Consider the following 23,337-nt stretch of genomic DNA (forward strand, 5'->3'; position numbering starts at 1 on the left):
GCTGGGCAAGCGCGAAGGGGTTCGCTAGGGTGATTGCGGAGTCGCTTCCACTGAGCGAGCGTTTGCTAAGCCCGACCGGTCGCTCGCGCCGACTCGCCACACACTTGAGGACCACATGAGCTGGCAACACTTTCCCGAGCAACACCTGCCGGACATCCTCGACTCCGCGCTAGCCGAGTTCGTGGCCCACGGCTACGACGCGACGTCTGTGCGCACGATCGCTAAACGCGTGGGCGTGACAGTGCCCGCCCTGTACTACCACTACGAGAACAAGCAGGCCATTCTTACCGCGCTGCTCACTCGAGCGATGGACATCCTCGAGGCTCACGTCTACGACGCGGTCGCGGACACTCCGAACGTCCCCAACGAACGCTTCGCAGTTGTGGTGGAAGCCATCGTTCTCTACATCACGAACCACCGGGATCTGGCGTTCCTTGACCGTGAGATTCGCAGCCTGACGCCTGAGAATCATCGCCAATACGCGGACCGTCGAGATCGGATCGAAGCCCTATTGACGCGCAGCGTTCTGGCGGGCTGTGAGACCGGTCAGTTCCACACGTCCCTCCCTCGGGAGGCGAGCAGAGCGATTCTGAGCATGTGCCTCGGCGTGGCGACGTGGTACAGCGCGAACGGCCCGCTCACGCCGGCCGAGGTTGCACAACGCTACGTCACGATCGCTTTGGACGCGGTGCGATATGTCGACGAACGAGCCTGAGGCCGCTGACCTCCCCGCGGCCGGGCGGATTGGAGAGCCGGCGCTCGTGATCAGTCCAGTCTCATGAACGCCTTGTCCACGTTCGCGACTCCATCGGCGCTCAACACGGTCCCCACGTTCCGGGTGCCCGCCTCGTTGAGTCGGCGCATCATGACGTACTGCGCAGTCCCATCAGGGTTGCGGGTGATCCGGTACTGCGTTCGGGGATCCACATACACCTGTTTGATCCATGCGATCGGCTCCCCCAGTCGCATGCCCTGCTTGAGGGTCGCATTGGGACCCAGTCGAGGATCGTTCGGGTCCCCATCCACCTGTACCAGCCGGTAGGGCACCCAGCGAGCCGCCCCGAACGTGCACTCATACGCCATATGCACGCTGAGGTCGTCACCGATGTCTACGCGGATGCGGTAGATCTGCAGATCCCCTTCGTGCCGAATGTTGAGCTCCTGTCCTTTGAGGAGCTCGGGCACCCATTCCTGCGTCGCCTCGTCCCAGACCGTCGACTCGTCGAGCACCATCCCCCACCGACCGTCGAATCCGCTGGGGTCGAAGTCGTCCAGCTCGTACACCTGCGTGAAGGTCATCCTTGCCGCCCTTTCATCGTCATTGATTGCATCTGCGGGGCTGATGGAAAAGCAGCCACCGAAATCGGTTCAAGATGAGGAGGATCCGTATTGCCGCCACGGGGCGGAAAGGCCACCGCCAAGGGGTGGAGGTCTCCCCCGATCAGTCCGTGCGGAGCACATACGTTGAACGATCGCTCACTACGTTCCTAACCGATCTCTCCTTCGACTGCAACGACGTTCTAGATACTGGCAGGAACAAACCGCCACCCCTAGGCGTCTTGACCCAAGTCGGGTAGGTTATTGAACGCTCACTAAGGAAGGGTCCATGGTGTCAAAAGATCTCGCGTACATCATCGCCGGAAAACAGCAACTATCGTCGGTGACCGCCTCGCCCCCCGCTCACCCGTTGCCGGGACACGTAGTGGTGGAGATCCGATACACCGGCATCTGCGGTTCTGACATCGAGGCGTACCAGCTGGGTTTCGATTATCACCCCACTTTGGCAGGACATGAGTGGACGGGTGTGATCAGCGCAATCGGCGAGGGCGTCGAGGGTCTCGCCGTGGGAGACCGGGTCGCGCGGACCTGCCAGCCGCCCTGCGGAACCTGCAAAATGTGCCGGCACGGCCAATACGAACTGTGCCTCAACCGCTCGCTCTCCACGCGTCCCACCGCGCCCGCGCATGGCGGATACGCCAAGTACATTCCCGTGCCCGCCGCCTCCGTGACGCCGCTGCCGGATACCGTGTCGTTCGAAGCTGGCGCGATCGTCGAGCCGGCCACCGTCGCCGTGCACGCCGTCCTGCGCGCTACGCCGCGTCTGGGCGATACCGCCGTCGTTTTTGGTGGCGGTATCGTCGGCCTGACGGCGCTGCAACTGGCCAAGCGCGCTGGAGCTCTCAACGTGATCCTCGTCGATCCCACCGAGGAACGCCGACAGCTAGGGGCGACCCTTGGCGCGGATCACACCTTCGCTCCCGACGACCCAGGTCTTGTTGCGACGGTGGAAGCGCTAACCGATCAGCGCGGGGCAGACATCGTCTACGAATGCGCCGGCCGCAAGGCTGCCATTGAACTGGGTACGACGCTTCTTCGCCCCGGCGGCCAGCTCATGCTGGTCGGGACCCCGTTCACGTCGATCGAGCTATTTCCAGCCGCGTGGCTGGGCAAGCAGATTGATGTGCGCACCTCCCTCGCTCACACCCGAGAAGAGTTCGAGCTGACGGTAGAGCTCCTGTCGCGCGGGTGGATTCAAACGGACACACTCACGTTCGAGGTGCGCGGTCTGTCCGAGATCGAAGCGGTCTTCGCTGATCTCCAGAAGGGCGCACCAGCGGTCAAGACGCTGATCGATCCGACGCGCTGATCACCTGATGGGCGGCTCGCCGAGAGTTCCCGGCGAGCCGCCCGCCCACGTCCGCGCTAATCCTCGGTGATCGTGATGACCTTCGCCGGGCAGATCGCCGCCCCGGCACGAGCTTGGCGCTGCAGTTCCGGATCTTCTGGTGCGTAGTCCATCACCACGACGATCCCGTCTTCGTCGCGCTGGTCATAGATGTCCGCGCCGGTCATGACGCAGTTGCCCGCGGCAATGCACCGGCTCTCATCGATCTGGATCTTCACTGCACCACTCCTTTTGTCAATGTCTGCTCAAGAGACCGTTCGAACGAGTCGTTCAGGTCCCGCCGATGCTGGGCGAGTTGCGGGCCGAATCCTCGGGAAAAGAAGCCAGTCAACGCGCCGTCCCGCCGCCCGACGAGACCCCACTTGCCGTCCTCGAGAGCGCCCCACGAGAACTCGAATGCATCCTCCATCGCGACCAGTCCGAACGACTGCAGCTTGAAGTCGTACTGATCGGTCCAAAAGAACGGCACCGGCGCGTACGGCTTTGTGGAACCCGTGAGTGTACGCGCGAGATGGTCGGCGCCTTCGGTCGCGTTGGAGCGTGTCTCCATCCGCATTCGCCGCTGATACACAGGGTGGTACCCATTGGCGATGTCCCCCACGGCGTACACGTCCTCAGCAGCCCGCTGGAACTGGTCCACGACCACCCCATTGTCCAGCTCGAGCCCGCTGCCCTCCAGCCATCCGACGTTGGGCGCTGCGCCAACAGAGACAAGCACGACGTCGACGGGGACGAGTGACCCGTCGGAGAGGTGCAGCGCTGCAACCGATGGGCCGTCGACGACGACGTCTGTGCAGACCGCGTTGAGATGCAGCTTGACTCCGTGATCGCGGTGCTGCTGCAGAAGCCACTCGGAAAGCACAGGGGTGATCCGATTCGCAAGCGGCTGGGCCGTCGGCTCGACCACGGTGACATCGACGCCCAGACGGACGGCACTGGAGGCCACTTCAAGACCGATAAGTCCGCCGCCGACGATGCCCAGCCGAGCGCCCGCACCCAGCCGCCGCTGCAGTTCGACGCCGTCGTCCCAGGTTCGCAAAGTGATTACGTTGTCGAACCCGTCGAACTGCGGAAGGGTGCGTGAGGACGCGCCCGTTGCGATAATCGCGGTCTCGTACTCGATCTGCTGACCGTCGGCGAGCACTATGCGTTTCCGTTCGATGTCCAGCGAGGACGCTGGAGCGCCGAGGATCAAATCGATCTGTGCTTCGGAGATTTCCTCCGCGGTGGCCAGAGCGATGTCCTCGGCAACGTGTGTCCCCCAGAGCACCCCCTTGGACAACGGTGGCCGGTCATAGGGGAGCGTGAGCTCGTCACCGATCAGAGTGATGGTTCCGGCGTATCCGTGGGCGCGGAGTCCGAGCGCTACGCCGATACCCGATGCGGACGCCCCCACAACGACGATTCCCCCCGGACGGGTCTCCTGGTTTGCAGTCAGCATCATGCGCGCTCCCAACGGACCACAACTTCCGGCGCACCCTTGAGCAATCGCCGCTCCCGCCATCCCTCTGATGGCTGGACGTTCTCGAAACGCTCGTAGCGCTGCAGGACGGTCTTCAGGGCGAGGCTGATCTCCATCCGCGCCAGCTGTGCACCCGGGCATGCGTGTGGGCCATAACCGAACGCCAGGTGCGGGTTGGGGTTCTCTCGATCCATGTCGAACGCGGTGGGATTGGGGAACGCGGCAGGGTCGAAGTGCGCTGCGAGCAGGTTCCCGCCGACAGCCTCCCCCTCCCTTATGTGCACGCCGCCCAGGTCTGTGTCCTCCGCCGCGACTCGGCCACGAGCCACACCAATGCCCACGCTGACGAGCCGGAACAGTTCCTCGAACGCACGCGGGAAGGACTCGGGCTCCTGGCGGAGGCGTTGGTACAGCTCCGGCTCGTAGGAAAGCCATTCGAGCATCCCGTTGAGCATCGCCCCCGTGGCGTCGTGCGCTGCAGCCAGAAGCGTCGTCCCCAGCGAGCGGAGCTCGTCTGCGGTCCACAACCCGTCGGCAGTGTCCTGGATCATGGCGCTCATGAGATCGTCGCCGGGATTGCGCACCTTCTCCTCGTAGAGCTCACTGAAGAACCTCGACTGAATCGTGTACGCCTCGATCACGTCCTCCATGGTCTTGGCGCGGGAGTCGACGATCAGGTAACAGGATTCGATGAAGTCGCGATCGGTGATCGTGGGGGTGCCGAGCATCGCGCACAGGACATGCAGGGGAACCAGGCGGGCGAAGATCGTCGTGATGTCCGCCGGGGCCCCCTGCGCCTCAAAGTCGTCCAAGCCTGCGTCAATGAACTCTTGCGTTCTCGCCCGCATCGCGTTCACCCGTTTGACAGTGAGGTGCTTCATCAGCACAGCTCGCTTGGCTTGATGCTTCGCCCCGTCGTATTGCAGGAACGACGGGTTGCCGGCGTTGCTCGCCTCAATCTGACGGATACGTGGGTAATCCGACATGCTCATCATCTTCTCGATGCTGAACGTCGGGTCGTTGTAGAACTTTCGCGCGAGGTCGTACGTGGTGGTCATCCACCCTTCCCCGCCGAAGGGGAAGTCGACGCGAACCACCTCACCCTGCTCACGCAAGACGTCGTAGTCCCGCTGGGTCTGCGCCCAGTTCACGAGGTTCTGCTGAGCTTGCAACTTGTAGGCAGACATTGCACCTACCGCCCTTCTGGTCTGTTAGATCGGAGATCCGGGTACGCCGGATCGGAGAATCACATGCAAGTCGTCAAGTGCCGTGGCAAGGGGGTAGTTCCCGCCGAACAGCGCCACACCGGCCTCAGTGAGTCGTGGGCGGAGGGTGGCACCGTCGGGAGTGAGGCGAAGGACTTCCACGTCGGCGATCACCATCCGCTCGGCATCCCCCCCAGGATCGATCACACACAGCGAGCCCACGCTGGGTGTGATGTTCAAGGACGGCGCCAGCAGAGGAACGTCCAGCGCCCCGCCATGTCCGGAGAAGCGGATCGATTCCTGTGACCGCCACGTGAAGGTCGCACCCTCGAAAGTCGCCTCGCCCGGCAAGCCGTAAAGCCCAGACCCCAGGAGCCGCACACCGCCGGAAACATCACACGCCCCATCGGAGAGACCAGCGACGTACCGGCAGAAGGACTCCTTCACGCCCCATGACAGGACGGCGAAAACGGCCGGCGCTTCAATCAACGGAGCGGAAATCATCGGAAGCACCCTTGCCTACCTAGCGTTCGTTCAGTCAAGCGTTTCACACCCGCGGCTAAGAGAACAAGCGCTGACGAAGAACCGGGCAGTGTGAGACGCACATTGGTATCCCTTGTGCCACTATCGTGAGCGAACGCTAAGTAACCCAGGAGGAAAGACCAATGACGCTCAGCCGGAGTGCACTGATCACCGGAGCCTCGCGAGGCATCGGCGCTTCGATCGCCGACGTCCTCGCGGCGCGGGGATATCACCTCACCGTGTCGGCACGGACCCAGTCGGATGTTGACCGCGTCGCCGCACGCCTTGAGGATTCGTACGGGATCAGTGCGCACGGCGTTGCTGCTGACCTCAGTCAGCCGTCCGAGCTGGACCAGCTCGTCGCCGCGCACGCGGCGCGCTTCCCGCGAATGGACGCGCTGGTCCTCAATGCCGGCATGGGAAGCCTGGGGAGCATCGAGAAGCTCGACTCCGAGCGAGTACAGCAGATCTTCCAGGTGAATTTCGGCTCCGCGGTGCAATTGTTCCAAGCCTCGCTGCCGTACTTGCGTGCCGCCGCAGACCTCTCCCCCGGGAGCGGAGCGCGCGTGATCGCGCTCGCCTCCATCCTTGGCGTGTATCCGCAACCCAAGCTTGGCGCCTACGCGGCGTCGAAAGCGGCTCTGCGCTCGCTGGTGGAGAGCATCAATCTCGAGCACAGCGAGTCGGGTATCGGTGCGACCGCAGTCTGCCCGGCGTATGTGGCGACGGATATGACGGCGTGGCTGAAAGACACCGTGCACCCTGAAGCGATGATCCGCCCAGACGACATCGCCCACCTGGTGGGCGCGCTGGTCGCCCTGTCGCCGCGCGCGGTCGTGAACGAAATCGTCGTGTCGCGCGCCGGTACCGACGGCCGGATTGCCTGAGGCCCCTGACCTCGTCACGAGACTGCAGCTCCCAGCAGCAGCTCTACGGCGTCCAGCTCCGTCCCGACGGCATAGTTGCCGTCGAATAGCGCCACGCCTTCCGGTGCCAGCCGAGGTGAGACCGGCGAGCCGGCGGAGTTGAACACGGGCCCAGTTCCACGGGCGATGGTGATCCGTGGATGATCTGGCGTGCCGGCAGCGTCGATCGCGAACGAGTCTCCATCGATCTGCACTTCCAGTTGCGCGATCTGGACGCGCAGGAGACCGCCGTGCCCTTCGAACCTGACTGTGCCACCGAATTCGATGACGACGGGGTCGATGCTGCGGATGCGCACGACGGGGAAGGCGTACCGTCCGTCATCGAGCGAGTACGCACCATCCGTCGCGGAGATCGACCCGTCGGGGAGCTCTGCCACGTACCGACGGAAGCCTGATTTGATCCCCCAACGAAGCTCCCCGACGAATTCGCCCGTTGCTACATCCATCTTTCCGCCGCCTGCCTGTTCGTCCTTCGATATCGACTAGCGCGCTGAGCCGGGTGCACGGATCACGTGGATGTTGCTGAACTCGTGGAGCCCATCGAGACCGTTCTCCGTGCCCAAGCCGCTCCATTTGACGCCGCCGAAGGGTTGGTAAGGCGCCACCTGCAGATGCCCATTGATCCACGTCGTGCCCGCCTCGATGCGGGCGGCGACGGCCGCGCCCCGCGCCGGATCCGAGGTCCACACCGAAGAGCCCAGGCCATACTTGGAGTCGTTTGCCCGGGCGACGGCCTCGTCCAGATCGTCATAAACGAGCACCGGCAGGACGGGTCCGAACTGCTCCTCAGCCACGACCGGCATGTCGTCACGTACGTCCACGAGCACGGTCGGCTCGAAGAAGTAGCCCGCCCGCGACTCGGGCAGCCCGCCGGTGACGGCGCGAGCTCCACCGTCAAGCGCGTCCTGCACCAGCCGTGTGACGCGCTCGAACTGGGGGGCGTTGTTGATCGGACCGAGGTTGACGCCCTCTTCGAAGCCGTCACCGACGCGCGCGAACTGAGCGTTCGCCGCAAGCACATCGACGATGGGCCCGGCCAGGCTCCGCGGAACGTAGAGGCGCTTGACGGCCATGCAGATCTGCCCCGAGTTGGCCATAGCGCTCCAGAAGATGCCGGTAGCCACGGCTTGCGGGTCGGCATCATCCAGCACGATGGCTGGGTCGTTGCCGCCCAGCTCGAGGGTCACTCGCTTGAGGTCGTCGGCGGCTGCCGCGGCCACCCGCTTGCCAGTCGCGGTGGAGCCGGTGAAGCTGATCTTGCGAATGCCCGGATGCGACGCGAGCTTAGCCCCCAGCGGGTCGCGGCCCGTCACCACATTCAGGACGCCTTCCGGCAGGACCGGCGCAAGGATCTCCACGAGCTTCAGCGACGAGAGCGGGGTGTACGGGGAGGGCTTGAGCACGACGGTGTTGCCGGCACGCAGCGCAGGGGCAATCTTCCAAATCGCCAGCGCGATGGGGAAGTTCCATGGGGTGATGGCGGCCACGGGCCCGAGAGGACGACGGTGCACCTCGACGCGCGCGATGGCATCGTCATGGATCACCAGCACGGGGTCGTCGATCTCTGCGAAATGCTCGAACCACTCAATCGCCGACTGGATCTCGAGGCGGGAGTCTCCCACCGTCTTACCCTGTTCACGCGTGATGATCGGCGCGAGGTCCTCCGTCGATGCGCGCAACGCGGATGCGGCCGCCCGCAGATACTGCCGGCGCGCGTCGTCGTCGACGCGCCAAGACGTGAAAGCCCTCGCCGCGCGTGCGACAGCGGCGTCGAGCTCCTCATCCGTGCAGTCCGGCGCATCCGCGAAGGGCAGACCATTCGCAGGATTGACGACCTCGAAGGTTCTGGTACTCGCCAGATTCTCCGGGGTGCTGGGTGCCACAGTGCTCATTCGACCATCTCCATCTGTCTCATCGTCGGGCTCATTGGAGGACTGCAAGGAATATACCCGACGATGATCGTCGGGTATAGCCCGTGAAAGCTATTGCCGACGATGTTAGTCGGTATTAGAGTGGCGCGAGCGACGTGCGTTGCGCGTACACCCGTGGGAAGCCAAAGGAGGCACCCTTGACCCTGCCTGACACCGCCACGACAGATCGCCCTTTCAGCGAGGTGGACGTGTCGAGTCCACAGTTCTGGGCGCAGCAGTTTGAGGAGCGTGACGCATCATTCGCCGCACTCCGGCGAACCGGGGGGCTGACGTGGCATGAACCCCTCCAAGTGCACTACGGCATACCCGAGGCAGGGTTCTGGGCGGCGACGCGCGCCGAGGACATCGCAGCAATCAGTGACAACCGCGAATCGTTCACCTCCACCCAGGGGGTGGGTCTTGCACCGATGCCGAAGGAAGCGCAGCAGCCCACCGCGTTCTTCCTGATGATGGACCCGCCCGAGCACACCTTCTTTCGTCGCCTCGTGACCTCCGCCTTCACCCCGAAGGCCGTCGCGCGCATGCGTGGGGTCATCGACGCCAACGCCACTGAGATCGTGGACGGCCTCATCGATCAGGGCGAGTTCGACTTCGTGGACGCGTGCTCGTCATTGCTGCCGATGAGAACCGTGTCCGACATGATCGGCATCGCACACAGCGATCGAGAGACGATTCGCGCGGCGGCTCACGCGATGTTCGCGGGTCTTTCGCCCGAGCAGATCGCTGCAGGCGAAGATCCCGCCGCATACTTCTTCAGCAACCTGACCACGATCACGACGGCGGCCGCCGAGCTCGCGCGCGACCGTCGCGCCAATCCCAAAGATGACCTGATGTCGAACATCGTTCAGGCCGAGGTCGATGGACAGCGCCTCACCGATGAGCAGATCGGCGCGTTCATGGTGCTGCTGTCAACGGCCGGGAACGACACCACGAAGCAGACCACGTCCATCTCCGCCTGGGCGCTCGCCCAGAGGCCCGATCAGCAGCGCTGGCTGATGGAAGACTTCGATGGCCGGATCAACACGGCTATCGAAGAGTTCGTCCGCTTCTCCTCCCCCGTCATCGCCTTCGCGCGGTTCGCGAAGGAAGACGTCCAAGTGGGCGACGTCACCGTTCGCGCGGGTGAGAAGGTGGGGCTGTTCTACTGCTCGGTCAACCGCGATGAGACGCTGTTCGAGCGTCCGGGCGAGTTGATCCTGGACAGATTCCCCAACCCGCACATGGCCTTTGGCGGCGGCGGAGCGCATTACTGCCTCGGCAATCAGGTCGCTAAGCAGCAATTGCGCTCGATCTTCTCCGAGATGCTCACGCGCATTCCGACCATCGAGTTCGGCGAGCCTGAGTGGATTCGTCACAACAGCTTCGTCAACGGCATTGAGCGAATGCCGGCAAGGATTCGCTGACGTCCTCACAGGAAACGGCCCTCGCTCACCGGTGGTGAGCGAGGGCCGTTTCTCGATGGTCAGAAGGAGATTGCTCCGCTGGCATACGCGGCAGTGAAGCCGCCATCAGCTTGGATATCTTGACCGGTCACCCAACCGAAATCGGCACTCAACACGGCCGAGAGTACCGGCGCGATATCCTCCACCGTCCCGTGACGTCCGACCACAGTGCGCACGCCATCCAGCGCCGCTTTCCCCATCGACTGCTCGAAATCGCCGAGGATCGGCGTCTCCACGGGGCCCGGGCTTACGGTGTTGATCCTGATCCCATGCTGCGTCCACAACGGGTACGCCCACCGTTTGGCAAAGATGATGCTCGCCTCTTTCGACGTGCTGTACATCGGATACGCGGCACCGTCGTATCCGCCGGCCCAGTCGAGTCCGGCCTCGAAAGACGGCGTCGACAGCAGCCCCTCCAATGCCGTCGTTCGACTCTGCCACGCGCCGCCTGCGGTGGATGCGACTACCACAACCGCGCCGCCGCCTCGGATACGCGGAACGATCCCCTCGAGGAGATGGCGCATCGCGAGGAAGTTGACCGCGAGCACGTCCTTGTCGGGCCAGGTGCCTGGCAGGCCCGCCACATAGGCGACACCGTCCACATCCTGGTCTGCGAGTTCACTCAGCGCGCCATCGATCGCGGCGCGGTCACGAAGGTCCACCTTGATGTGGTGGGTACCATGCGAGGATTCCGCCCGATCGAGGACGGTCACTTCAGTATCGTCGGCTATCAGTCGCGATACGAGAGCGGCACCGATGCCGGACGCACCTCCTACGACGACCACTTTGTCGTTCACTGCCACGTTTCCACCTTTCACTGGGGACGATCAGTGAAAGCATATTACCGACGGGCATCGTCGGTAATCCAAGAAGGGTTTATTCGTTTCTCCCCGGGTGCTGCACGTAGTCGCGAAGCAGGACGCTCTCGTCCTCTCGATAGCCGGCGCCACGAAGCAGAAGGTCCACCAACCCTGCGATGTACGCCGTGGAGGTCGCCAGCATGCGCGGGAACAGGCTGGGTGGGGTTGCCAGAACGTGCATCATGACTCCGCCAACGAGTGCATCCAGCAAAGACGTCCCGGCGGACACGTCCGCGACGACCCCCATGGAGATGGCGCTCCGAACGATGCCGCGGGCACGCCGAATCTGCGGCAACGACGCTCCGTCATGAAAGGCTTCGAGCAGATCGTTGTTTCGAGGGGCCTCGATGCGCAACCGCAAGAAGTCAAAGCCGTTAGCCGCCGTGTACATCGCGAAGTAGTCGTGGGCGACGGCGATCAAATACTCGCGCAGCGTCGCCGTGTCCTCCAAAGCATCCTCACGTGTATGGATAGCGGTAACAGAAGCCATCACTGCGACGAGGAGCTCAGCCCGGCTGCTGTATCGGCGGTAAAGAGCATCCTTGCTCACACGCGCGCGCTTGGCGACGACGTCGAAATTGAATCCCGACCAGCCGCGCTCCGCATAGACCTCGCGAGCCTCGGCGAGAATGCGATCACTGACATCGCCGTCACGGGGCCTGCCCTGTCGTCGCGACGAACTAGCCCTGGTGTCCACAGACGCAGACTATCGGGCACCAGGACATCGGGCATCAGCGTCGGGCGCCCCCAGCGGCCAGGACCTCCGCTTCCTGCAGCTCGGAAGCAACCAGCCCAACAAACGTCTCTCCCATTCGCCGTGCCATCACCTCCGGTTCCCCCGCGACCGTCATACGCTCGACGATCGCGTTGAGGACGGCCAGCAGAATGCGCGCAAGCTCGTCCGCTCGAGGACCCTCAAGGATCGACAGCTCCTCCACCAGCCACGCCAAACTGGCGCTTTGCCCATCCTCGAGCGGCACCTTTACACTCGGACTTTCGCTCAGCAGGATGCGTCGCTGCGCGGCGGCGAACCGGGGATGGGAAGCGTACGCAGCGGTGACGACGTCGATCTTCCACTGCAATCGCCCCGCAGCCCCGTCCACCGACGTCGGCGCAGCCGCAAGGTGGGTGATAATCCACTCCCCCAGTACTTCGGCGTACAGCTGCTCCTTCGAAGGGAAGTAGCGGTACAAAGTACCCAAAGCAACGCCAGCACTTTTTCCGACCTCCCGCATCTGAACTGCCTCGAACGGGCGGTCATCGAGCAGTTCTCGTGCGGTGTCGAGGATCGTGCGGCGTCGCGCCCGCTGCCCAGCCGGCAGTCCCTCCGCACGGGACGCAGAGGCGGGGGGATGGAGTACGGAGTCTGTGCCGTCACGCATCGCACCATTGTGGCAAGGAACGTCGCCGTGGCCGGGACCTTGAAACTAGAACTTGGTTCTACTAATGTGGCGGTCGTGAGCAGCCTGCTGGCGCCTCCATCTCCCGTCGACGCAGACGCGCGGGCTCTCGGCAGAATCGCCCAGGGCCCCGTCAACAGCGGCCCAGACAATGTCTACGGGTTTGCCGAAACTCGCCCGAGCGCGGTTGCGCTCATCGATGCCCGATCTGGCGAGGTACTGACCTACGGCGGCCTGGGGGCGAGAGCCAACGCCATTGCCAACGCACTCCTCGCTGCGGGAGCGCAGGCGGGTGACGTGCTGGCGAGTATCCAGCGGAATTCGTTCGCGCAGTGGGAGCTGGTCACCGCCGCGTTTCAGATCGGTCTGCGCGTCGTGCCGATTGCCTCCACCTCCACCCGCGAAGAGTTCGAATGGATCCTCCAAGACTGCGCCCCCTCGATTGTTGTCGTGGACGCGCCGATCGTCCCGCACGTGGAAGGCGTGCTTCCCGTGACGGTGGCCACACGCATCGTCGTCGGCGGAGTCCAGCCCGGCTGGGTGGCGTTCGATCAGATGCGGCAGTCGGCGGATATCGGGTCGCCGCGCGCACGACAGGCCGGAATTTTCATGCATTACACCGCTGGAACGACGGGGCGACCCAAAGCGGTCCATCGTGCAATGGCGCACACTCCTCCTGAGCTGGTCGCCCACCGGATCGCCGAGACGTACACTCGCACCTTCCATCTGCCGACCGATGGCGTAGCGCTCCTGTGCTCTCCGGCGCACCATGCTGCGCCCGGCAATTTTGTGTGGGCCATGCTCAATGTGGGGTACCCCGTCGTGATCCTTGACCGATTCGACGCAAAAGCTGTCCTGAGCGCCATCAGAACCCACGGGATCACCACCTTGAGTGTGGTGCCCACGCACGTCTACCGCCTCCTTCAAGCCCTTGACCAGGGCCGGGGAGGGAACTGTGAACTGCTTTCCCTGCGCACGATCCTGGTCGCGGGCGCCGCCTTTCCCGCACATATCAAAGCCCACGCATTGGCACGGCTAGGTCCAATCGTGTGGGAGCTGTACGCGGCGACGGAGGCGTTTATCTGCGCGATCAGCCCTGAGGACGCGCTAACCCATCCGGGCAGTGTCGGGAAGCCAAATCACGTTCGTATCCTGAACGCCAAGGGGAGCCGTGTTCCGAGAGGAGAGATCGGCACCGTTTGGTTTCGCCTATCGTCAGCGACTCGATTTCATTACACGTCACAGTCGGCGACGGCGGCCCGGGTGCGGTATGCAACCTGCGGAGACCTCGGTTTCCTAGACGTCGATGGATTTCTTCATCTGACTGACCGGCGCGTTGACATCATCACCAGCGGTGGAATCAACATCTCCCCCCGGGAAGTGGAAGATGTGCTGTCGGATATGCCAGCAACGGTCGAGGCCATTGTCGTCGGTGTTCCTGACGAGGAATGGGGTCGGCGCGTTGTGGCGGTCGTCGAGCTCTACCCCAAATCTGACATAGACACGGCTGAGAGCGCGCTTCGGGCACAATGCACGGAACGGTTGTCGTCGGCCAAGCATCCCCGGCAATACATATTCGTGGACGAGTTGCCTAGGTCAGCGATCGGCAAGCCGGACCGGCAGAAGGCGGTTGAGGTGGCATCAAATCACCCTTCGCTCGCCTCCCGCACCTGACTTCAGTAAAGCTTCGCGCGAGACGGCGGCCGGAGAAGACCTCGGCCCGCCGCTCATGAGTGCCCCGTCCTAGTTACTGGCGGAAGCGATGAACCGGCCAACCACTTGCCAGCGGCGCTCGTCTCCAGGTTCCACGGGGACTCGAGTACCCGCCGACCATGTGGCAGCCGATCTAGTGGCGGGTAGTGGACTTGTGATCTTCGCCTTGTTCGTCGAGTTCACCTGGGCTTTCGCGAGCAGATTGCGCCGCTCCCTGCCAACTGCCGCGCATACAACGTTGCCGGAGCATGCTGCCTTCGCGAACACCATCGGCGTCGTCGCGATTCGCCTGATGCCGATGTAACAAGCACACGATTCCGTCCAGGTTCCAGCTCAAATCGATTCTCCGTCGATGCGGAAGCTCACCCGAGTAATCCGTTCGGGGATGCTACGGGTGAGCATGAGGTGCGACTGGACGGCTCCGGCGGCGATGACCGCAGTCGTCGACGACGAGGCGATCATAGTGGTGGACATGGCACCTACTCCCGATCTATCCGTAGATGAGGGCGCCGAAAGCGGCGCGTTTGGAAAACGTGGTCTGCGTCCTCGACACAGCCGGCACCGAGGCCGTGGGCGATCATTGCGGCCGCGCAACAGAGCTGCCTCTACGGATAGAGCGGTGAGCGCGCCAAGGATCTCCTGGAACGTAATCGTGGTCGTGGTCGCTCCCTCTGCGGGGGATCGGTTGGGTGGGTGACCGCGATGGTGGCGGCGTCGAGATCGGACTCGGTGGCGATCTGCCAGGGCGAGTTTGGGCCCCGAAGGAGATCGCACAGATCAACGATCGGAGAGGGTCGGATCTCCGTGGTGATCGTGAGCGTGAGCGACGTGGGCGCATTCTTTTGTTGTATCTCTGTCCGTTGCTAGCGGTACTCGGTTGGATAGGTGTGTCAAGAGAGTGAGGTTGCCTCGAGGTCTTCCCCCATGTCGGCATAGAGGTGTATATTAGTAACTGTCAGAGATACTAATACGGAGGCCCACGATGACTGCTCGAATGACACTCAGCCCGGAGGAACGGAAGGCGCGCGCCGAGGCGCTTCACGAGACGATCACCGCCCAGGTCGAGCAGCTCCGCGACTCTGAGCAGTGGACTCAGTTCCTGCGTTACGCGCGCAGCTTCCACCGATACTCGCTCAGCAATCTCTGCCTCATCTGGGCCCAGTTCGAGGCGCTCAAAGAGGCAGGCCTCACAGGTGACGCCACCTCGTCCTCACAGGTCGCCGGCTTCCGGAAGTGGCAGGAGCTGGGTCGCCAGGTGCGTCGAGGAACAAAAGCGATCCGCATCTTCGGGTACGCGCAGAAGCGCATCGACACCCCCGATGACGACGATTCTGACAGCAAAGCTCGGATGGTGACCTGGTTTCCCGTCCTGAGCGTCTTCGACATCTCTCAGACAGATCCCATCCCGGGACACCCGGAGATTCCGCAGAACCCCGTCAAGCAGCTGACCGGCGACGTCGACCTCGGGATCGTCGAAGACCTCACCGACTACATGAAGGAGCAGGGGTGGACCGTGGGCCGCGAGCGCATGCAGGAGGGGATGAACGGTTACGCATCTGGCCCGCGGAAGCACATCGCCTTGTCGGACTCGATCTCCCCCGCCCAGTCCGCAAAGACGATGATCCACGAGGTGTGCCATTACGTCCTCGGGCACACCGACGAGGAGTGCGACTACGTGGCTCACCGCGGCACGTGCGAAGTGGAAGCAGAGTCCGCCGCCTACGTCGCCCTCGGCATTCTCGGACTCGATTCGGCGGATTACTCGGCCGGATACATCACGGGGTGGGCAGAGCGGGCAGATGCGGACGTCATGCGGGAAACGGCAAAGCGCGTCCTGAATGCCGCCCAGCGCATCTCGGAGATCCTCAGTCCGGCGCCGGCGGCCGCACACGAGCTCGCCGCCTGAACGTGCGCCATGTCGTTGGAGCGCCGCAGAGTGATGCTGACTATTCGGGTCGGTTCACGTATGGCACCCGGGTGGATGCGGCCGGCGTCAGCTGGGAAGTGTGTGACGTTCGCTCAATCGAAACCACCACGGTGGCCAGGGAGATCCGAGGCAGGTTGCGCCCCATCGACGCAGTGACCGGCGAGCGGTTGACTAGCGTGCGCATCGGGCGCGCACAGCGCGAGATGGTCTACGTCGATCTGACCGTCTATCCCGATGGGGAGATCTCCGCCTACGCGGCCGCCCGGACCTACAGCATCCCGCTGACCGAGCGGCAGCGTCAGCTCATTCTCGAAGACCACGCCTCGTTGATTTCTACCTACTCCCGTGAACGCCCTGCAGCGACTCGACCGGTTCATTTCCACGATCGCAGCTGAGGCGGGGCGCGCCGGCGCCCGCACGATCAGCTCTGCCCTCCGCCGCACCCTCGAGGCACACCTCGGTGAGCTGCCGAGCCATGAAGAGGCCGACCGGCATCGGGTAGCAATCCTCGGACAGGCCCGTGCATAGTTCCGTGTGCGCCTGCACTGCCTCCTCACCCACACCTGACCGGTACAAGCGGCGATTCCGGATGCTCAACCGAGTCGGTACACGCGCCTAACTCGGCGCCCATGGTCACTCACCAGCCTTACCCGTCCGGCGTCGTTGAGTGGGCCGACGTATGTCAGTGGATCGCGACAAACCGCCCCGACCTCGACGCCAAACTGCGGGACGGTCTCCCCGACCATCAGGACGACGGGCCAGCAGCTACCACGCCTCCGCGAGCGCCCGCCTAAGCGCGTACACCCCCTATTACCTGGTGCCGTCGACTTTCCACAAGCCGCCCATTCCTGTAGAATAGTAACTGAGAGAGATACATTTAGAAGGGAGTTGAGCGAGATGGAGAACAGCACAGCGATGCAGGTGATGAAAATCCTGCACCGGAAGGCGAACCCCACGGCAACCACCCGAGGCACCCCCTCCGAGGAGGCGATGCGCCTGAACAAGTCCCGCACGCTAGCGCTGGCAAACGTCACCGCGATGCTCAGCAAGATCAACCGCGCAGCCCTCACTGAGGACGCGAAGGCGGTCCAGGAGATGACCGACGACGCACAGATCCTCCTCGATGCCGCCACCGGCTTCCAGGAACTCATCGACGACATCCCCAACGGCCGCAAACTCGCCGCCTGACATGGGCCGCCGAGTCGCAGCCACCATTGCCACCGTCAGCGTCGCATGCGCTGCCGGTGCAATGTGGCTAATGGCGTCGGGCCAGGTCGCGTCACCCGCGGTAAGCATGGTGCCCGATCCCGATCTCCTACCACTTGTGCAAGCCGGCTACGCATCCCTAGATGAGACCGGCTCCTACTCCTTCGACCAAGAGCGCATCGATCACCAGATCGAACTGTTGCCACCATCCGACGGCGTCGTCCTGAGCACTTATGAGCGCGACAATTTCGGCCAACGCTGGGCCGATACAGACCGAAACGGCTGCGATACCCGCAACGACATCCTCCGGATCTGGATGACAGACACGACATTCAAGCCCGGAACGCACGACTGCGTCGTTCTTACCGGCATGCTCGCAGATCCCTTTGGCGGCGCGACGATCACCTTCACGCGCGGTCAAGGCACCAGCGAGGCAGTCCAAATCGATCACCTCTGGCCATTGTCAGCTGCTTGGCAGCGTGGAGCAGATACCTGGACCTACGAGAGGCGACTGCAGTTCGCGAACGACCCGCTCAACCTGACGCCCGTCGACGGCCCGCTCAATCAGTCCAAAGGCGATAGCGGGCCCGAATGGATGCCGCCGAACGCCGGCTACCGCTGCACTTACGCCGCTCGAATGGTTCTCGTCGCCACCGGCTATCAGCTGGAACTGACATCAGGAGACCGACGCGCGCTCGAGACAGCACTCCGCAACTGCGCGTGATCACGATCACCGGCTCGGAACTACTCCCCGACTCGCCGACCGAGCGGAATGGACTACGAAGCTCCTGGTGCACGCGTCCGCCACTCTCGCCGGCAGACAACGGGTGAGCGACTACCGCGACCTGTGCACGTGTCGACGGGGTGGAGTAATCTCCTCTGAGACGCCCGGTAGCGGTGCGGCGGTTGAGAAGCAGTATCTCTGACAAGTGCTCCTTCCCATCTCCCGCTTCACCCACCGGGCGTCTTCTACGCCCCTCAGCTTCCCTGCTGGCCCGCGACCAGCGCCCGGGTATTGTCGGCACGGAGCCGCTGCCGCGTATCCGTCGTTGAAGGGGTGAGCATGTCTGCTGTTGTTCCGCGAATCGACGTGGACCTCGAGGACGTTGAGTGCATCGTGAAGATCACCCGACCACTGGTCGGAGTACCGGACTCCGTGATCTGGACGGAATTGCCTTCGGGTGTTGCGAAGGTCTCCACTGACGCGACGTTGTACATCTTCGATGAAGATGACGATGGGAAGCCGGAGCGTCGTGTCATCGCGCGTGCTTCCGCGTACACCATCGACCTCGCCCGGGTGGGTGATGTGGTCGACGCTTTCGATCAGGTAGGTGGCGAAGCATCCGAGATTGCCGAGTTGATACTCGGTAGCGACAACATCTTCGACATGCTCGACGCCAGTGACCCGCTCGTCGGTGAGCAGGTGTCGCAACTCGTGATCGTCGAACACGTCTCTGTGTTGGAACCGTATCGGGGTCAGCGTCTTGGTCCGCGTCTGCTCACGACGCTGGTGGAGACGGTGACCGGCACTGGGGACGGAACGCTCATCGTGCTCCGCGCGCAACCGGTGCCGTGGGAGCACCTCTCCGAGATCGAGTTTGCGACGCTCGCGAAAGAAGATCGCTACGTCGTACGAGAGTGTTGGATTCGCGCACTTCCACGACAACATCTATTGGCGGCACAATGCGTTCATAGGGACCGAGAACCTCGAGGCCTGAGTCACGTGCTCGCGCATCGGGAACTCGCCGAACGCCCAGCTCAGCGCCTCGCACACCCTTGCGGGCGGCTACTGCTGCGCAGCTAGGTAGTCAGGATCTCGTGCCACTGTGTCCCGCAGCTGCGTGGCGGTGCCCATGAGTGGGTGGCTATCCCACCCGGTCGACTCGAGCATCTCAACTGCGTCCTCGAAAGACCTCTCGGCCTCATACGGGGCCCACAATCGTTCGGGATCGCCGAGCGGACGTCGGGTGGCCACTTGTTGCCAGGAGATCCCGCTCAGGATGGCGAACTTCACCGCGAGAACGTGAAGGTTGTACTGCTTCGCGTCCTTCAAATGAGGTGCGATTGCGCCTGGGTCTTGGGCGCCCTTCCATCTCGCCACATGTTCGCGAACGCGGCTTCCAGGCGCGGCTGCACTTCTGACTTGTCTTGCAGAGTCCACCAAAGGTAGGAGTAGAGCTCCTCGACCACGCTGGCAGCCTCCATTTGCGCAGCTGCCCGGAGCTGCTCCGAAAGCGCTAGCAGTGTCGGCCTGATGAATGCGCCAGCCATGAATCAGAGACCTAGGTGGCCGATCGGGCTGGGGCGGCGCGGTCAGCCGGCCATTGTCGAGCTCCAACCCAAATGGTATAGTTAGTAACTGTCAGAGATACTAACTAGTTGGGAGTGAGACCATGGCTACAGTGCTCGTCTCCAAGGACACGATCGATCTGCTTGTTTCTGCCCTGATGATCCTGGGTCTCAGTCCGGACCCTGCCAAGCCGTTGCCGACTGGAACGCTCGGCGTGACGCATTTCGCTGACGGGATCGGCCGCGAGCTCAGCGACGCGAACCTTGACGCGGTGAGCTTGGCGGAGGGCACGAACCTGCCTCGGTCGACGTACCGGTGGCAGCCGATTCTGGAGATCAGCCTGAGCTATCTCCTGCAGCCGGCGGTGGCGCTGCAGGTCGAAGTGGCGCGCCGGCACTATGTGCGCAACTGCGCGTCACACCCCGGGTGGGAACTGTCGCAAGCGCGCCAGATCGTCGCTCGATTGGGCGAGAGCCTCCGTAAAGGACCTCTGCTGAGATGGCCACGCGCAGGCCACGGTGAGCTGCAAGGCCTTCGGAACTATGAGCCGGCGTGGACCCGTGAGATCGGCTTTGCTGGTCTGCAAGCGAAGGCCGATGCATGAGCGGGCTGCCACGGACCCCCGGCCGGCTTCCTGAAGACCTCCAGCGCCGCTTGTCGGTCCAGCTCTCTGTGGTCGCAGTTCTCGCCCTGACCACAGCGGGAGGGCTGCTGGAGATTCTGGTGGCGCCGATCCTTGACCGGATCCTCATGACTGCGCTGGCTGCGGGGCTGGTGTGGCTCGTGATCGCCGCCGCAGTGGGGTTCTTCCGCGAAGACTGATATGACCAGGCAGACCGTGAGCTGGATCCAGCACGCCGAGGTCGTCGTCACCGTCGACATCGAACTCAACGAACTCGCCGCCTGGGCTGCGAAGAGCGCGTATGTTCGCGCCCTGGTGGGCACCGACGCCACGTCTGCCGACGTCATGCAGGTGCAGCGACTCCTGGAGTCGAATGGCCACGTGCGCGACGCTCTGATCCGCCTGTGGGTGACCAGTAGGGCGACGGAGAACGGCTGAGAGGCACCGAAGGGTGGTCTCTCAGCCGTTCATGCGCATCAGGCGAGACGAGCGACTGGCGGAGAGGCGATATTCAAGGTTGCGTTATTGCACTTTGCGTGAGGCGATGAGCACCCCGTCTTAGTTGCAGGCGGAGGCGATGAACCCGGCCAGCCCCTTGTCGGCGGCGCTCGTCTCCAGGTTCCACGGGGACTTGAGGGCGCCGCCGACCATGTGGCAGCCGATCTGGCTACGGGTAGTGGACTTATTGATCTTCGCCTTATTCGTCGAGTTCACCTGGGCGTTCGCGAGCTCAGATTGCGCCGCTCCCTGCCAAGCTGCCGCGCATACAACGTTGCCGGGGCATGCAGCCTTCGCGAACACTGTCGGCGTCATCGCGATTCGCGTGATGCCGCTGTACCAAGCCCACGACTCCGTCCAGGTTCCACCCAGCCACGGGTCCGCCACGACCGGGTAGGCGTTCGAAGCGTCGTGTACGACATGCTGTACGAGGGCGTTGCCATCGACGGTATAGGAAGTACTCACCGCGACACCGTTGCCGTCCACAGCCCACGGGGCGAGGATCGCGTACAGGATGCCGCCGTCGGCGGCGGTCACTGCCGCGCCACCACCATCGACGGGTTCGAGCGTGGCACCAGCGGGCAGATCCAGCTCATAGCGGTACTCCGTCGGGCTCGACGACCCGTCAATGACGGAGATCAGCTGTACCGAACCGTCATCCTTCACCACCGGCACTGCCGTCGACCCGTCACCGCCGTCAAAGCCAACGAGGCCACCTCCGATCGTGGCTGCATCGGCCGCCGTGCCAGGAAGAGTCACCTCGATCTCCACGGCACCGGAATCGATCACCACAGGGTCCGCGGAGTTCTCCGGGACGGTCACTCTCACTGACGCTGGATCCGCATTGCTAGAGAGGACATCGGGCGCCTGGTCAGTCTGAGCTGTCACCGCCAGAGCAGCCAGAACGTCGCCGCCGTCGTCTTCGCTTGCAGCAGCAGCCGTTGCGCCCAACGACGCTAGAAGGAGACCTCCAACTGCCGTAGCGACCACTCCGACGCGCAGTCGTTTCATCATCACGAACCAACCCCTTATTTCTCGTGCTCGCCAGATCTCGGCGAGCATTTTCGTCCCCGGATTGGTGACCGGGGAGGGCGAACCCAGCATCACTCTAATGAATCGAAACTCCGGTACTCCATATATTCTCGTAGCTCGGAATATAGAAGTGATATCATCTGGCCATGAGCGTCACTGATCTGCAGTTCGCGGTCCTGTCCTCGCTAGCGTCAGGCCGCCGGCATGGTTACGGTCTGCTGCGCGACGCAGAAGAACAGCTCGAGAAGCCCCTGCCTGTCGCTACCGCGTACGCGGCGCTGGAGGTCATGGTCAGCAAGGGGTGGATCATCACCGACGGTGAGGAAGTAGTACAGAGCCGCACCCGCCGCTACTACGTCCTCTCCCCCGCGGGGTCGCAGACCCTGGAGGCTCGCGCGGACCAGTTGGAAGCGCAGGCTCGCCTCGCGCACCAGCGACTCCGAGATGCACCCGGGAAGGCGGCCACCGCATGAGCACCCTCGAGCAGGATGTCGAACGGATGCTGCGGTGGTACCCGCGTCGCTGGCGTCAACAGCACGGTGACACACTGATCGGCCTGCACATGGACCGCGCCGAGGAAGCTGGCGACGACGCCAAGCTCAGCCCCGAGGATCAGGCGGCGATTCGCGCGGCCGGACTATTCGAGCGCACGCGCCACACCCTCCCCATCGTCACCTCCGCGCTCGGGACCGCAGCCATTGCGGTCGGATACATCCTCGCGCTCGGAGGCAACAACGCCGTCGGAAACCCGTTGTGGCTCTTCGTCGGCCCACTCCTGCTGAGCCTCTCGCTGTGGACCCTCCGCGCCTCCCGCGACGGCAGGTGGAGTGTCCAAACGGTTGTTCCTGCACTCGCCTCCGCGTTCGCTGCACTGGCACTCCTAACGACCATGAACATTGCCATCCTCCGGGACGGCACCGGAGTCACTCCGAGCGTCGGAAGCCTGTGGACGATTGGTGCTCTCAGTGCAGCCTTCATCGGCATCGCTGTCGCCGTTGCCGCCGCTCCGAGCTTCCAGCGCGGTGGGATGTCCAAAGACTGGGCGCTCACCGTCGGATTCGCCGCCGGCTTCTTCGGCGCACTTCCGCTCTACCTCGGCCTGCTCGCCGGAATCGTCGCCGCAGCAGCCGGCTGTGTCTTAATCTGGTTCACCATTCGCTCAGCCCGTCGAGGAAGCGGTGCCGCCATGTTCGGCGGAGAGCAACGCGAACTCGCCTGACCACCAAACTCTCTCGCCGGCACTCGGTGCCCATCAGACCGATGCGAGCGACTCTAGGCACACGATAGGTCCCGCCTGACCTTCTGCCGGCGGGGCCCTATCGCTGTATTTCAGGAGAGCCGTTTAGCAAGTTCGTCGATCTTGTCGGGCCGGAAGCCCGACCAGTGATCTTCATCGGTGATGACGACGGGTGCCTGCAGGTAGCCGAGCTCTTTCACCATCTCGAGCGCGGCCGGGTCCTGCGAGACGTCGGCGATCTCGTAGTCGATGCCCTTGTCGTCGAGCGCACGGTAGGTCGCGTTGCACTGGACGCAGGATTTTTGGCTGTACAGAAGAATCTGCTGATCAGAAGAGTGTCTAGTACATCTCAACCCAGTAGAGATGTTGCGTCCAGCG

Annotated in this window: 28 protein-coding genes; 15 read left to right on the forward strand and 13 right to left on the reverse strand. The window is 63.5% G+C overall.

All coding sequences use genetic code 11. From position 1 onward, the window contains the following. Positions 1-115: 115 nt before the first annotated feature. The gene (locus tag F6B43_RS16295) at positions 116-715 is read left to right on the forward strand and encodes a TetR/AcrR family transcriptional regulator (RefSeq protein WP_150450065.1); all 600 of its coding nucleotides are present in this window, start codon (positions 116-118) and stop codon (positions 713-715) included. A 50-nt stretch (positions 716-765) separates the two neighbouring features. On the opposite strand, the gene F6B43_RS16300 is transcribed toward F6B43_RS16295, so the two are convergent. After that, entirely contained in the window at positions 766-1,299 is a 534-nt protein-coding gene (locus tag F6B43_RS16300; protein WP_150450066.1) for a hypothetical protein, read from the reverse strand. 307 nt (positions 1,300-1,606) lie between these two features. Here F6B43_RS16300 and F6B43_RS16305 point away from each other — a divergent pair, with 307 nt between their 5' ends. Further along, positions 1,607-2,647 (forward strand): zinc-dependent alcohol dehydrogenase, encoded by a 1,041-nt coding sequence (locus tag F6B43_RS16305; RefSeq protein WP_150450067.1) that lies wholly within the window; start codon positions 1,607-1,609, stop codon positions 2,645-2,647. 56 nt (positions 2,648-2,703) lie between these two features. On the opposite strand, the gene F6B43_RS16310 is transcribed toward F6B43_RS16305, so the two are convergent. The 4 genes from F6B43_RS16310 to F6B43_RS16325 are packed head-to-tail and all read right to left on the reverse strand — an operon-like array spanning position 2,704 to position 5,857. Further along, entirely contained in the window at positions 2,704-2,904 is a 201-nt protein-coding gene (locus F6B43_RS16310; protein ID WP_150450068.1) for a ferredoxin, read from the reverse strand. Beyond that, the gene (locus F6B43_RS16315) at positions 2,901-4,190 is read right to left on the reverse strand and encodes an NAD(P)/FAD-dependent oxidoreductase (RefSeq protein ID WP_170285703.1); all 1,290 of its coding nucleotides are present in this window, start codon (positions 4,188-4,190) and stop codon (positions 2,901-2,903) included. Before F6B43_RS16315 ends, F6B43_RS16310 begins: the two co-directional genes overlap by 4 nt. Beyond that, positions 4,127-5,335 (reverse strand): cytochrome P450, encoded by a 1,209-nt coding sequence (locus F6B43_RS16320; protein WP_150450070.1) that lies wholly within the window; start codon positions 5,333-5,335, stop codon positions 4,127-4,129. Before F6B43_RS16320 ends, F6B43_RS16315 begins: the two co-directional genes overlap by 64 nt. Positions 5,336-5,359: 24 nt before the next feature. Beyond that, the gene (locus F6B43_RS16325; protein ID WP_150450071.1) at positions 5,360-5,857 is read right to left on the reverse strand and encodes an HtaA domain-containing protein; all 498 of its coding nucleotides are present in this window, start codon (positions 5,855-5,857) and stop codon (positions 5,360-5,362) included. A gap of 161 nt (positions 5,858-6,018) precedes the next feature. On the opposite strand from F6B43_RS16325, the gene F6B43_RS16330 reads away from it, so the two are divergent. Then, positions 6,019-6,762, forward strand: a complete 744-nt coding sequence (locus tag F6B43_RS16330) for an SDR family NAD(P)-dependent oxidoreductase (protein ID WP_150450072.1) — start codon at positions 6,019-6,021, stop codon at positions 6,760-6,762. Between the two features lie 14 nt (positions 6,763-6,776). On the opposite strand, the gene F6B43_RS16335 is transcribed toward F6B43_RS16330, so the two are convergent. Both F6B43_RS16335 and F6B43_RS16340 read right to left on the reverse strand, forming a co-directional pair. Further along, positions 6,777-7,247, reverse strand: a complete 471-nt coding sequence (locus tag F6B43_RS16335) for an HtaA domain-containing protein (protein ID WP_150450073.1) — start codon at positions 7,245-7,247, stop codon at positions 6,777-6,779. Between the two features lie 36 nt (positions 7,248-7,283). After that, positions 7,284-8,684 (reverse strand): aldehyde dehydrogenase family protein, encoded by a 1,401-nt coding sequence (locus tag F6B43_RS16340; RefSeq protein WP_246160014.1) that lies wholly within the window; start codon positions 8,682-8,684, stop codon positions 7,284-7,286. Positions 8,685-8,914: 230 nt separating this feature from the next. Between F6B43_RS16340 and F6B43_RS16345 the strand changes: the two genes are divergently transcribed. Then, positions 8,915-10,135 (forward strand): cytochrome P450, encoded by a 1,221-nt coding sequence (locus F6B43_RS16345; RefSeq protein WP_211368178.1) that lies wholly within the window; start codon positions 8,915-8,917, stop codon positions 10,133-10,135. 59 nt (positions 10,136-10,194) lie between these two features. Here the strand turns inward: F6B43_RS16345 and F6B43_RS16350 are convergent, their stop codons facing one another. The 3 genes from F6B43_RS16350 to F6B43_RS19770 all read right to left on the reverse strand — a co-directional run bounded on the left by F6B43_RS16350 (position 10,195) and on the right by F6B43_RS19770 (position 12,416). Next, positions 10,195-10,977, reverse strand: coding sequence for an SDR family oxidoreductase (locus tag F6B43_RS16350; RefSeq protein ID WP_150450075.1), 783 nt, complete (start codon positions 10,975-10,977; stop codon positions 10,195-10,197). A gap of 73 nt (positions 10,978-11,050) precedes the next feature. Next, the gene (locus F6B43_RS16355; RefSeq protein ID WP_150450076.1) at positions 11,051-11,731 is read right to left on the reverse strand and encodes a TetR/AcrR family transcriptional regulator; all 681 of its coding nucleotides are present in this window, start codon (positions 11,729-11,731) and stop codon (positions 11,051-11,053) included. A 34-nt stretch (positions 11,732-11,765) separates the two neighbouring features. Then, a complete protein-coding gene (locus tag F6B43_RS19770; RefSeq protein WP_211368179.1) occupies positions 11,766-12,416 on the reverse strand; it encodes a TetR family transcriptional regulator in 651 nt (216 codons plus the stop codon). Between the two features lie 75 nt (positions 12,417-12,491). Between F6B43_RS19770 and F6B43_RS16365 the strand changes: the two genes are divergently transcribed. After that, positions 12,492-14,108, forward strand: a complete 1,617-nt coding sequence (locus F6B43_RS16365; protein ID WP_170285704.1) for an AMP-binding protein — start codon at positions 12,492-12,494, stop codon at positions 14,106-14,108. 372 nt (positions 14,109-14,480) lie between these two features. Here F6B43_RS16365 and F6B43_RS19655 read toward each other — a convergent pair whose 3' ends face one another. Further along, positions 14,481-14,621, reverse strand: coding sequence for a hypothetical protein (locus F6B43_RS19655; protein WP_170285705.1), 141 nt, complete (start codon positions 14,619-14,621; stop codon positions 14,481-14,483). A gap of 508 nt (positions 14,622-15,129) precedes the next feature. Between F6B43_RS19655 and F6B43_RS16370 the strand changes: the two genes are divergently transcribed. The 8 genes from F6B43_RS16370 to F6B43_RS16405 all read left to right on the forward strand — a co-directional run bounded on the left by F6B43_RS16370 (position 15,130) and on the right by F6B43_RS16405 (position 20,630). Further along, the gene (locus tag F6B43_RS16370; RefSeq protein WP_150450078.1) at positions 15,130-16,053 is read left to right on the forward strand and encodes an ArdC family protein; all 924 of its coding nucleotides are present in this window, start codon (positions 15,130-15,132) and stop codon (positions 16,051-16,053) included. A 71-nt stretch (positions 16,054-16,124) separates the two neighbouring features. Then, the gene (locus F6B43_RS16375; protein ID WP_150450079.1) at positions 16,125-16,469 is read left to right on the forward strand and encodes a hypothetical protein; all 345 of its coding nucleotides are present in this window, start codon (positions 16,125-16,127) and stop codon (positions 16,467-16,469) included. 493 nt (positions 16,470-16,962) lie between these two features. Then, the gene (locus F6B43_RS16380) at positions 16,963-17,262 is read left to right on the forward strand and encodes a hypothetical protein (protein ID WP_150450080.1); all 300 of its coding nucleotides are present in this window, start codon (positions 16,963-16,965) and stop codon (positions 17,260-17,262) included. A gap of 1 nt (position 17,263) precedes the next feature. Beyond that, on the forward strand, positions 17,264-18,004 hold the full coding sequence (locus F6B43_RS16385; protein ID WP_246160015.1) for an HNH endonuclease family protein: 741 nt from the start codon (positions 17,264-17,266) through the stop codon (positions 18,002-18,004). A gap of 339 nt (positions 18,005-18,343) precedes the next feature. Next, positions 18,344-19,084, forward strand: a complete 741-nt coding sequence (locus tag F6B43_RS16390) for a hypothetical protein (RefSeq protein WP_150450081.1) — start codon at positions 18,344-18,346, stop codon at positions 19,082-19,084. 589 nt (positions 19,085-19,673) lie between these two features. Beyond that, positions 19,674-20,174 (forward strand): hypothetical protein, encoded by a 501-nt coding sequence (locus tag F6B43_RS16395; protein WP_150450082.1) that lies wholly within the window; start codon positions 19,674-19,676, stop codon positions 20,172-20,174. Next, positions 20,171-20,392, forward strand: a complete 222-nt coding sequence (locus F6B43_RS16400) for a hypothetical protein (protein WP_150450083.1) — start codon at positions 20,171-20,173, stop codon at positions 20,390-20,392. The genes F6B43_RS16395 and F6B43_RS16400 overlap by 4 nt, the downstream gene beginning before the upstream one ends. A gap of 1 nt (position 20,393) precedes the next feature. After that, entirely contained in the window at positions 20,394-20,630 is a 237-nt protein-coding gene (locus F6B43_RS16405) for a hypothetical protein (RefSeq protein WP_150450084.1), read from the forward strand. 120 nt (positions 20,631-20,750) lie between these two features. On the opposite strand, the gene F6B43_RS16410 is transcribed toward F6B43_RS16405, so the two are convergent. Further along, positions 20,751-21,752 (reverse strand): hypothetical protein, encoded by a 1,002-nt coding sequence (locus F6B43_RS16410; RefSeq protein ID WP_150450085.1) that lies wholly within the window; start codon positions 21,750-21,752, stop codon positions 20,751-20,753. Positions 21,753-21,868: 116 nt separating this feature from the next. Here F6B43_RS16410 and F6B43_RS16415 point away from each other — a divergent pair, with 116 nt between their 5' ends. Continuing rightward, positions 21,869-22,195: a PadR family transcriptional regulator gene (locus tag F6B43_RS16415; protein ID WP_150450086.1), complete on the forward strand. Its 327-nt coding sequence runs from the start codon at positions 21,869-21,871 to the stop codon at positions 22,193-22,195. Then, positions 22,192-22,941, forward strand: a complete 750-nt coding sequence (locus F6B43_RS16420) for a hypothetical protein (protein ID WP_150450087.1) — start codon at positions 22,192-22,194, stop codon at positions 22,939-22,941. Before F6B43_RS16415 ends, F6B43_RS16420 begins: the two co-directional genes overlap by 4 nt. Positions 22,942-23,051: 110 nt before the next feature. Here the strand turns inward: F6B43_RS16420 and nrdH are convergent, their stop codons facing one another. Beyond that, the gene (gene nrdH, locus F6B43_RS16425) at positions 23,052-23,312 is read right to left on the reverse strand and encodes a glutaredoxin-like protein NrdH (protein WP_246160016.1); all 261 of its coding nucleotides are present in this window, start codon (positions 23,310-23,312) and stop codon (positions 23,052-23,054) included. Between the last annotated feature and the right edge of the window lie 25 nt (positions 23,313-23,337).

Origin of the sequence: Microbacterium rhizomatis, from assembly GCF_008710745.1 — a bacterium.
Lineage (GTDB): Bacteria > Actinomycetota > Actinomycetes > Actinomycetales > Microbacteriaceae > Microbacterium > Microbacterium rhizomatis.

Bases quoted from the DNA above. Each gene is read 5' to 3' on its own strand.
- F6B43_RS16370 (WP_150450078.1), top strand. From the start codon at position 15,130: ATGACTGCTCGAATGACACTCAGCCCGGAGGAACGGAAGGCGCGCGCC.
- F6B43_RS16410 (WP_150450085.1), bottom strand. From the start codon at position 21,752: ATGCTCGCCGAGATCTGGCGAGCACGAGAAATAAGGGGTTGGTTCGTG.
- F6B43_RS19770 (WP_211368179.1), bottom strand. From the start codon at position 12,416: ATGCGTGACGGCACAGACTCCGTACTCCATCCCCCCGCCTCTGCGTCC.
- F6B43_RS16300 (WP_150450066.1), bottom strand. From the start codon at position 1,299: ATGACCTTCACGCAGGTGTACGAGCTGGACGACTTCGACCCCAGCGGA.
- F6B43_RS16295 (WP_150450065.1), top strand. From the start codon at position 116: ATGAGCTGGCAACACTTTCCCGAGCAACACCTGCCGGACATCCTCGAC.
- F6B43_RS16305 (WP_150450067.1), top strand. From the start codon at position 1,607: ATGGTGTCAAAAGATCTCGCGTACATCATCGCCGGAAAACAGCAACTA.
- F6B43_RS16420 (WP_150450087.1), top strand. From the start codon at position 22,192: ATGAGCACCCTCGAGCAGGATGTCGAACGGATGCTGCGGTGGTACCCG.
- F6B43_RS16385 (WP_246160015.1), top strand. From the start codon at position 17,264: ATGGGCCGCCGAGTCGCAGCCACCATTGCCACCGTCAGCGTCGCATGC.
- F6B43_RS16390 (WP_150450081.1), top strand. From the start codon at position 18,344: ATGTCTGCTGTTGTTCCGCGAATCGACGTGGACCTCGAGGACGTTGAG.
- F6B43_RS16330 (WP_150450072.1), top strand. From the start codon at position 6,019: ATGACGCTCAGCCGGAGTGCACTGATCACCGGAGCCTCGCGAGGCATC.
- F6B43_RS16395 (WP_150450082.1), top strand. From the start codon at position 19,674: ATGGCTACAGTGCTCGTCTCCAAGGACACGATCGATCTGCTTGTTTCT.
- F6B43_RS16400 (WP_150450083.1), top strand. From the start codon at position 20,171: ATGAGCGGGCTGCCACGGACCCCCGGCCGGCTTCCTGAAGACCTCCAG.
- F6B43_RS16335 (WP_150450073.1), bottom strand. From the start codon at position 7,247: ATGGATGTAGCAACGGGCGAATTCGTCGGGGAGCTTCGTTGGGGGATC.
- F6B43_RS19655 (WP_170285705.1), bottom strand. From the start codon at position 14,621: ATGTCCACCACTATGATCGCCTCGTCGTCGACGACTGCGGTCATCGCC.
- F6B43_RS16405 (WP_150450084.1), top strand. From the start codon at position 20,394: ATGACCAGGCAGACCGTGAGCTGGATCCAGCACGCCGAGGTCGTCGTC.
- F6B43_RS16315 (WP_170285703.1), bottom strand. From the start codon at position 4,190: ATGGCGGGAGCGGCGATTGCTCAAGGGTGCGCCGGAAGTTGTGGTCCG.
- F6B43_RS16325 (WP_150450071.1), bottom strand. From the start codon at position 5,857: ATGATTTCCGCTCCGTTGATTGAAGCGCCGGCCGTTTTCGCCGTCCTG.
- F6B43_RS16320 (WP_150450070.1), bottom strand. From the start codon at position 5,335: ATGTCTGCCTACAAGTTGCAAGCTCAGCAGAACCTCGTGAACTGGGCG.
- F6B43_RS16415 (WP_150450086.1), top strand. From the start codon at position 21,869: ATGAGCGTCACTGATCTGCAGTTCGCGGTCCTGTCCTCGCTAGCGTCA.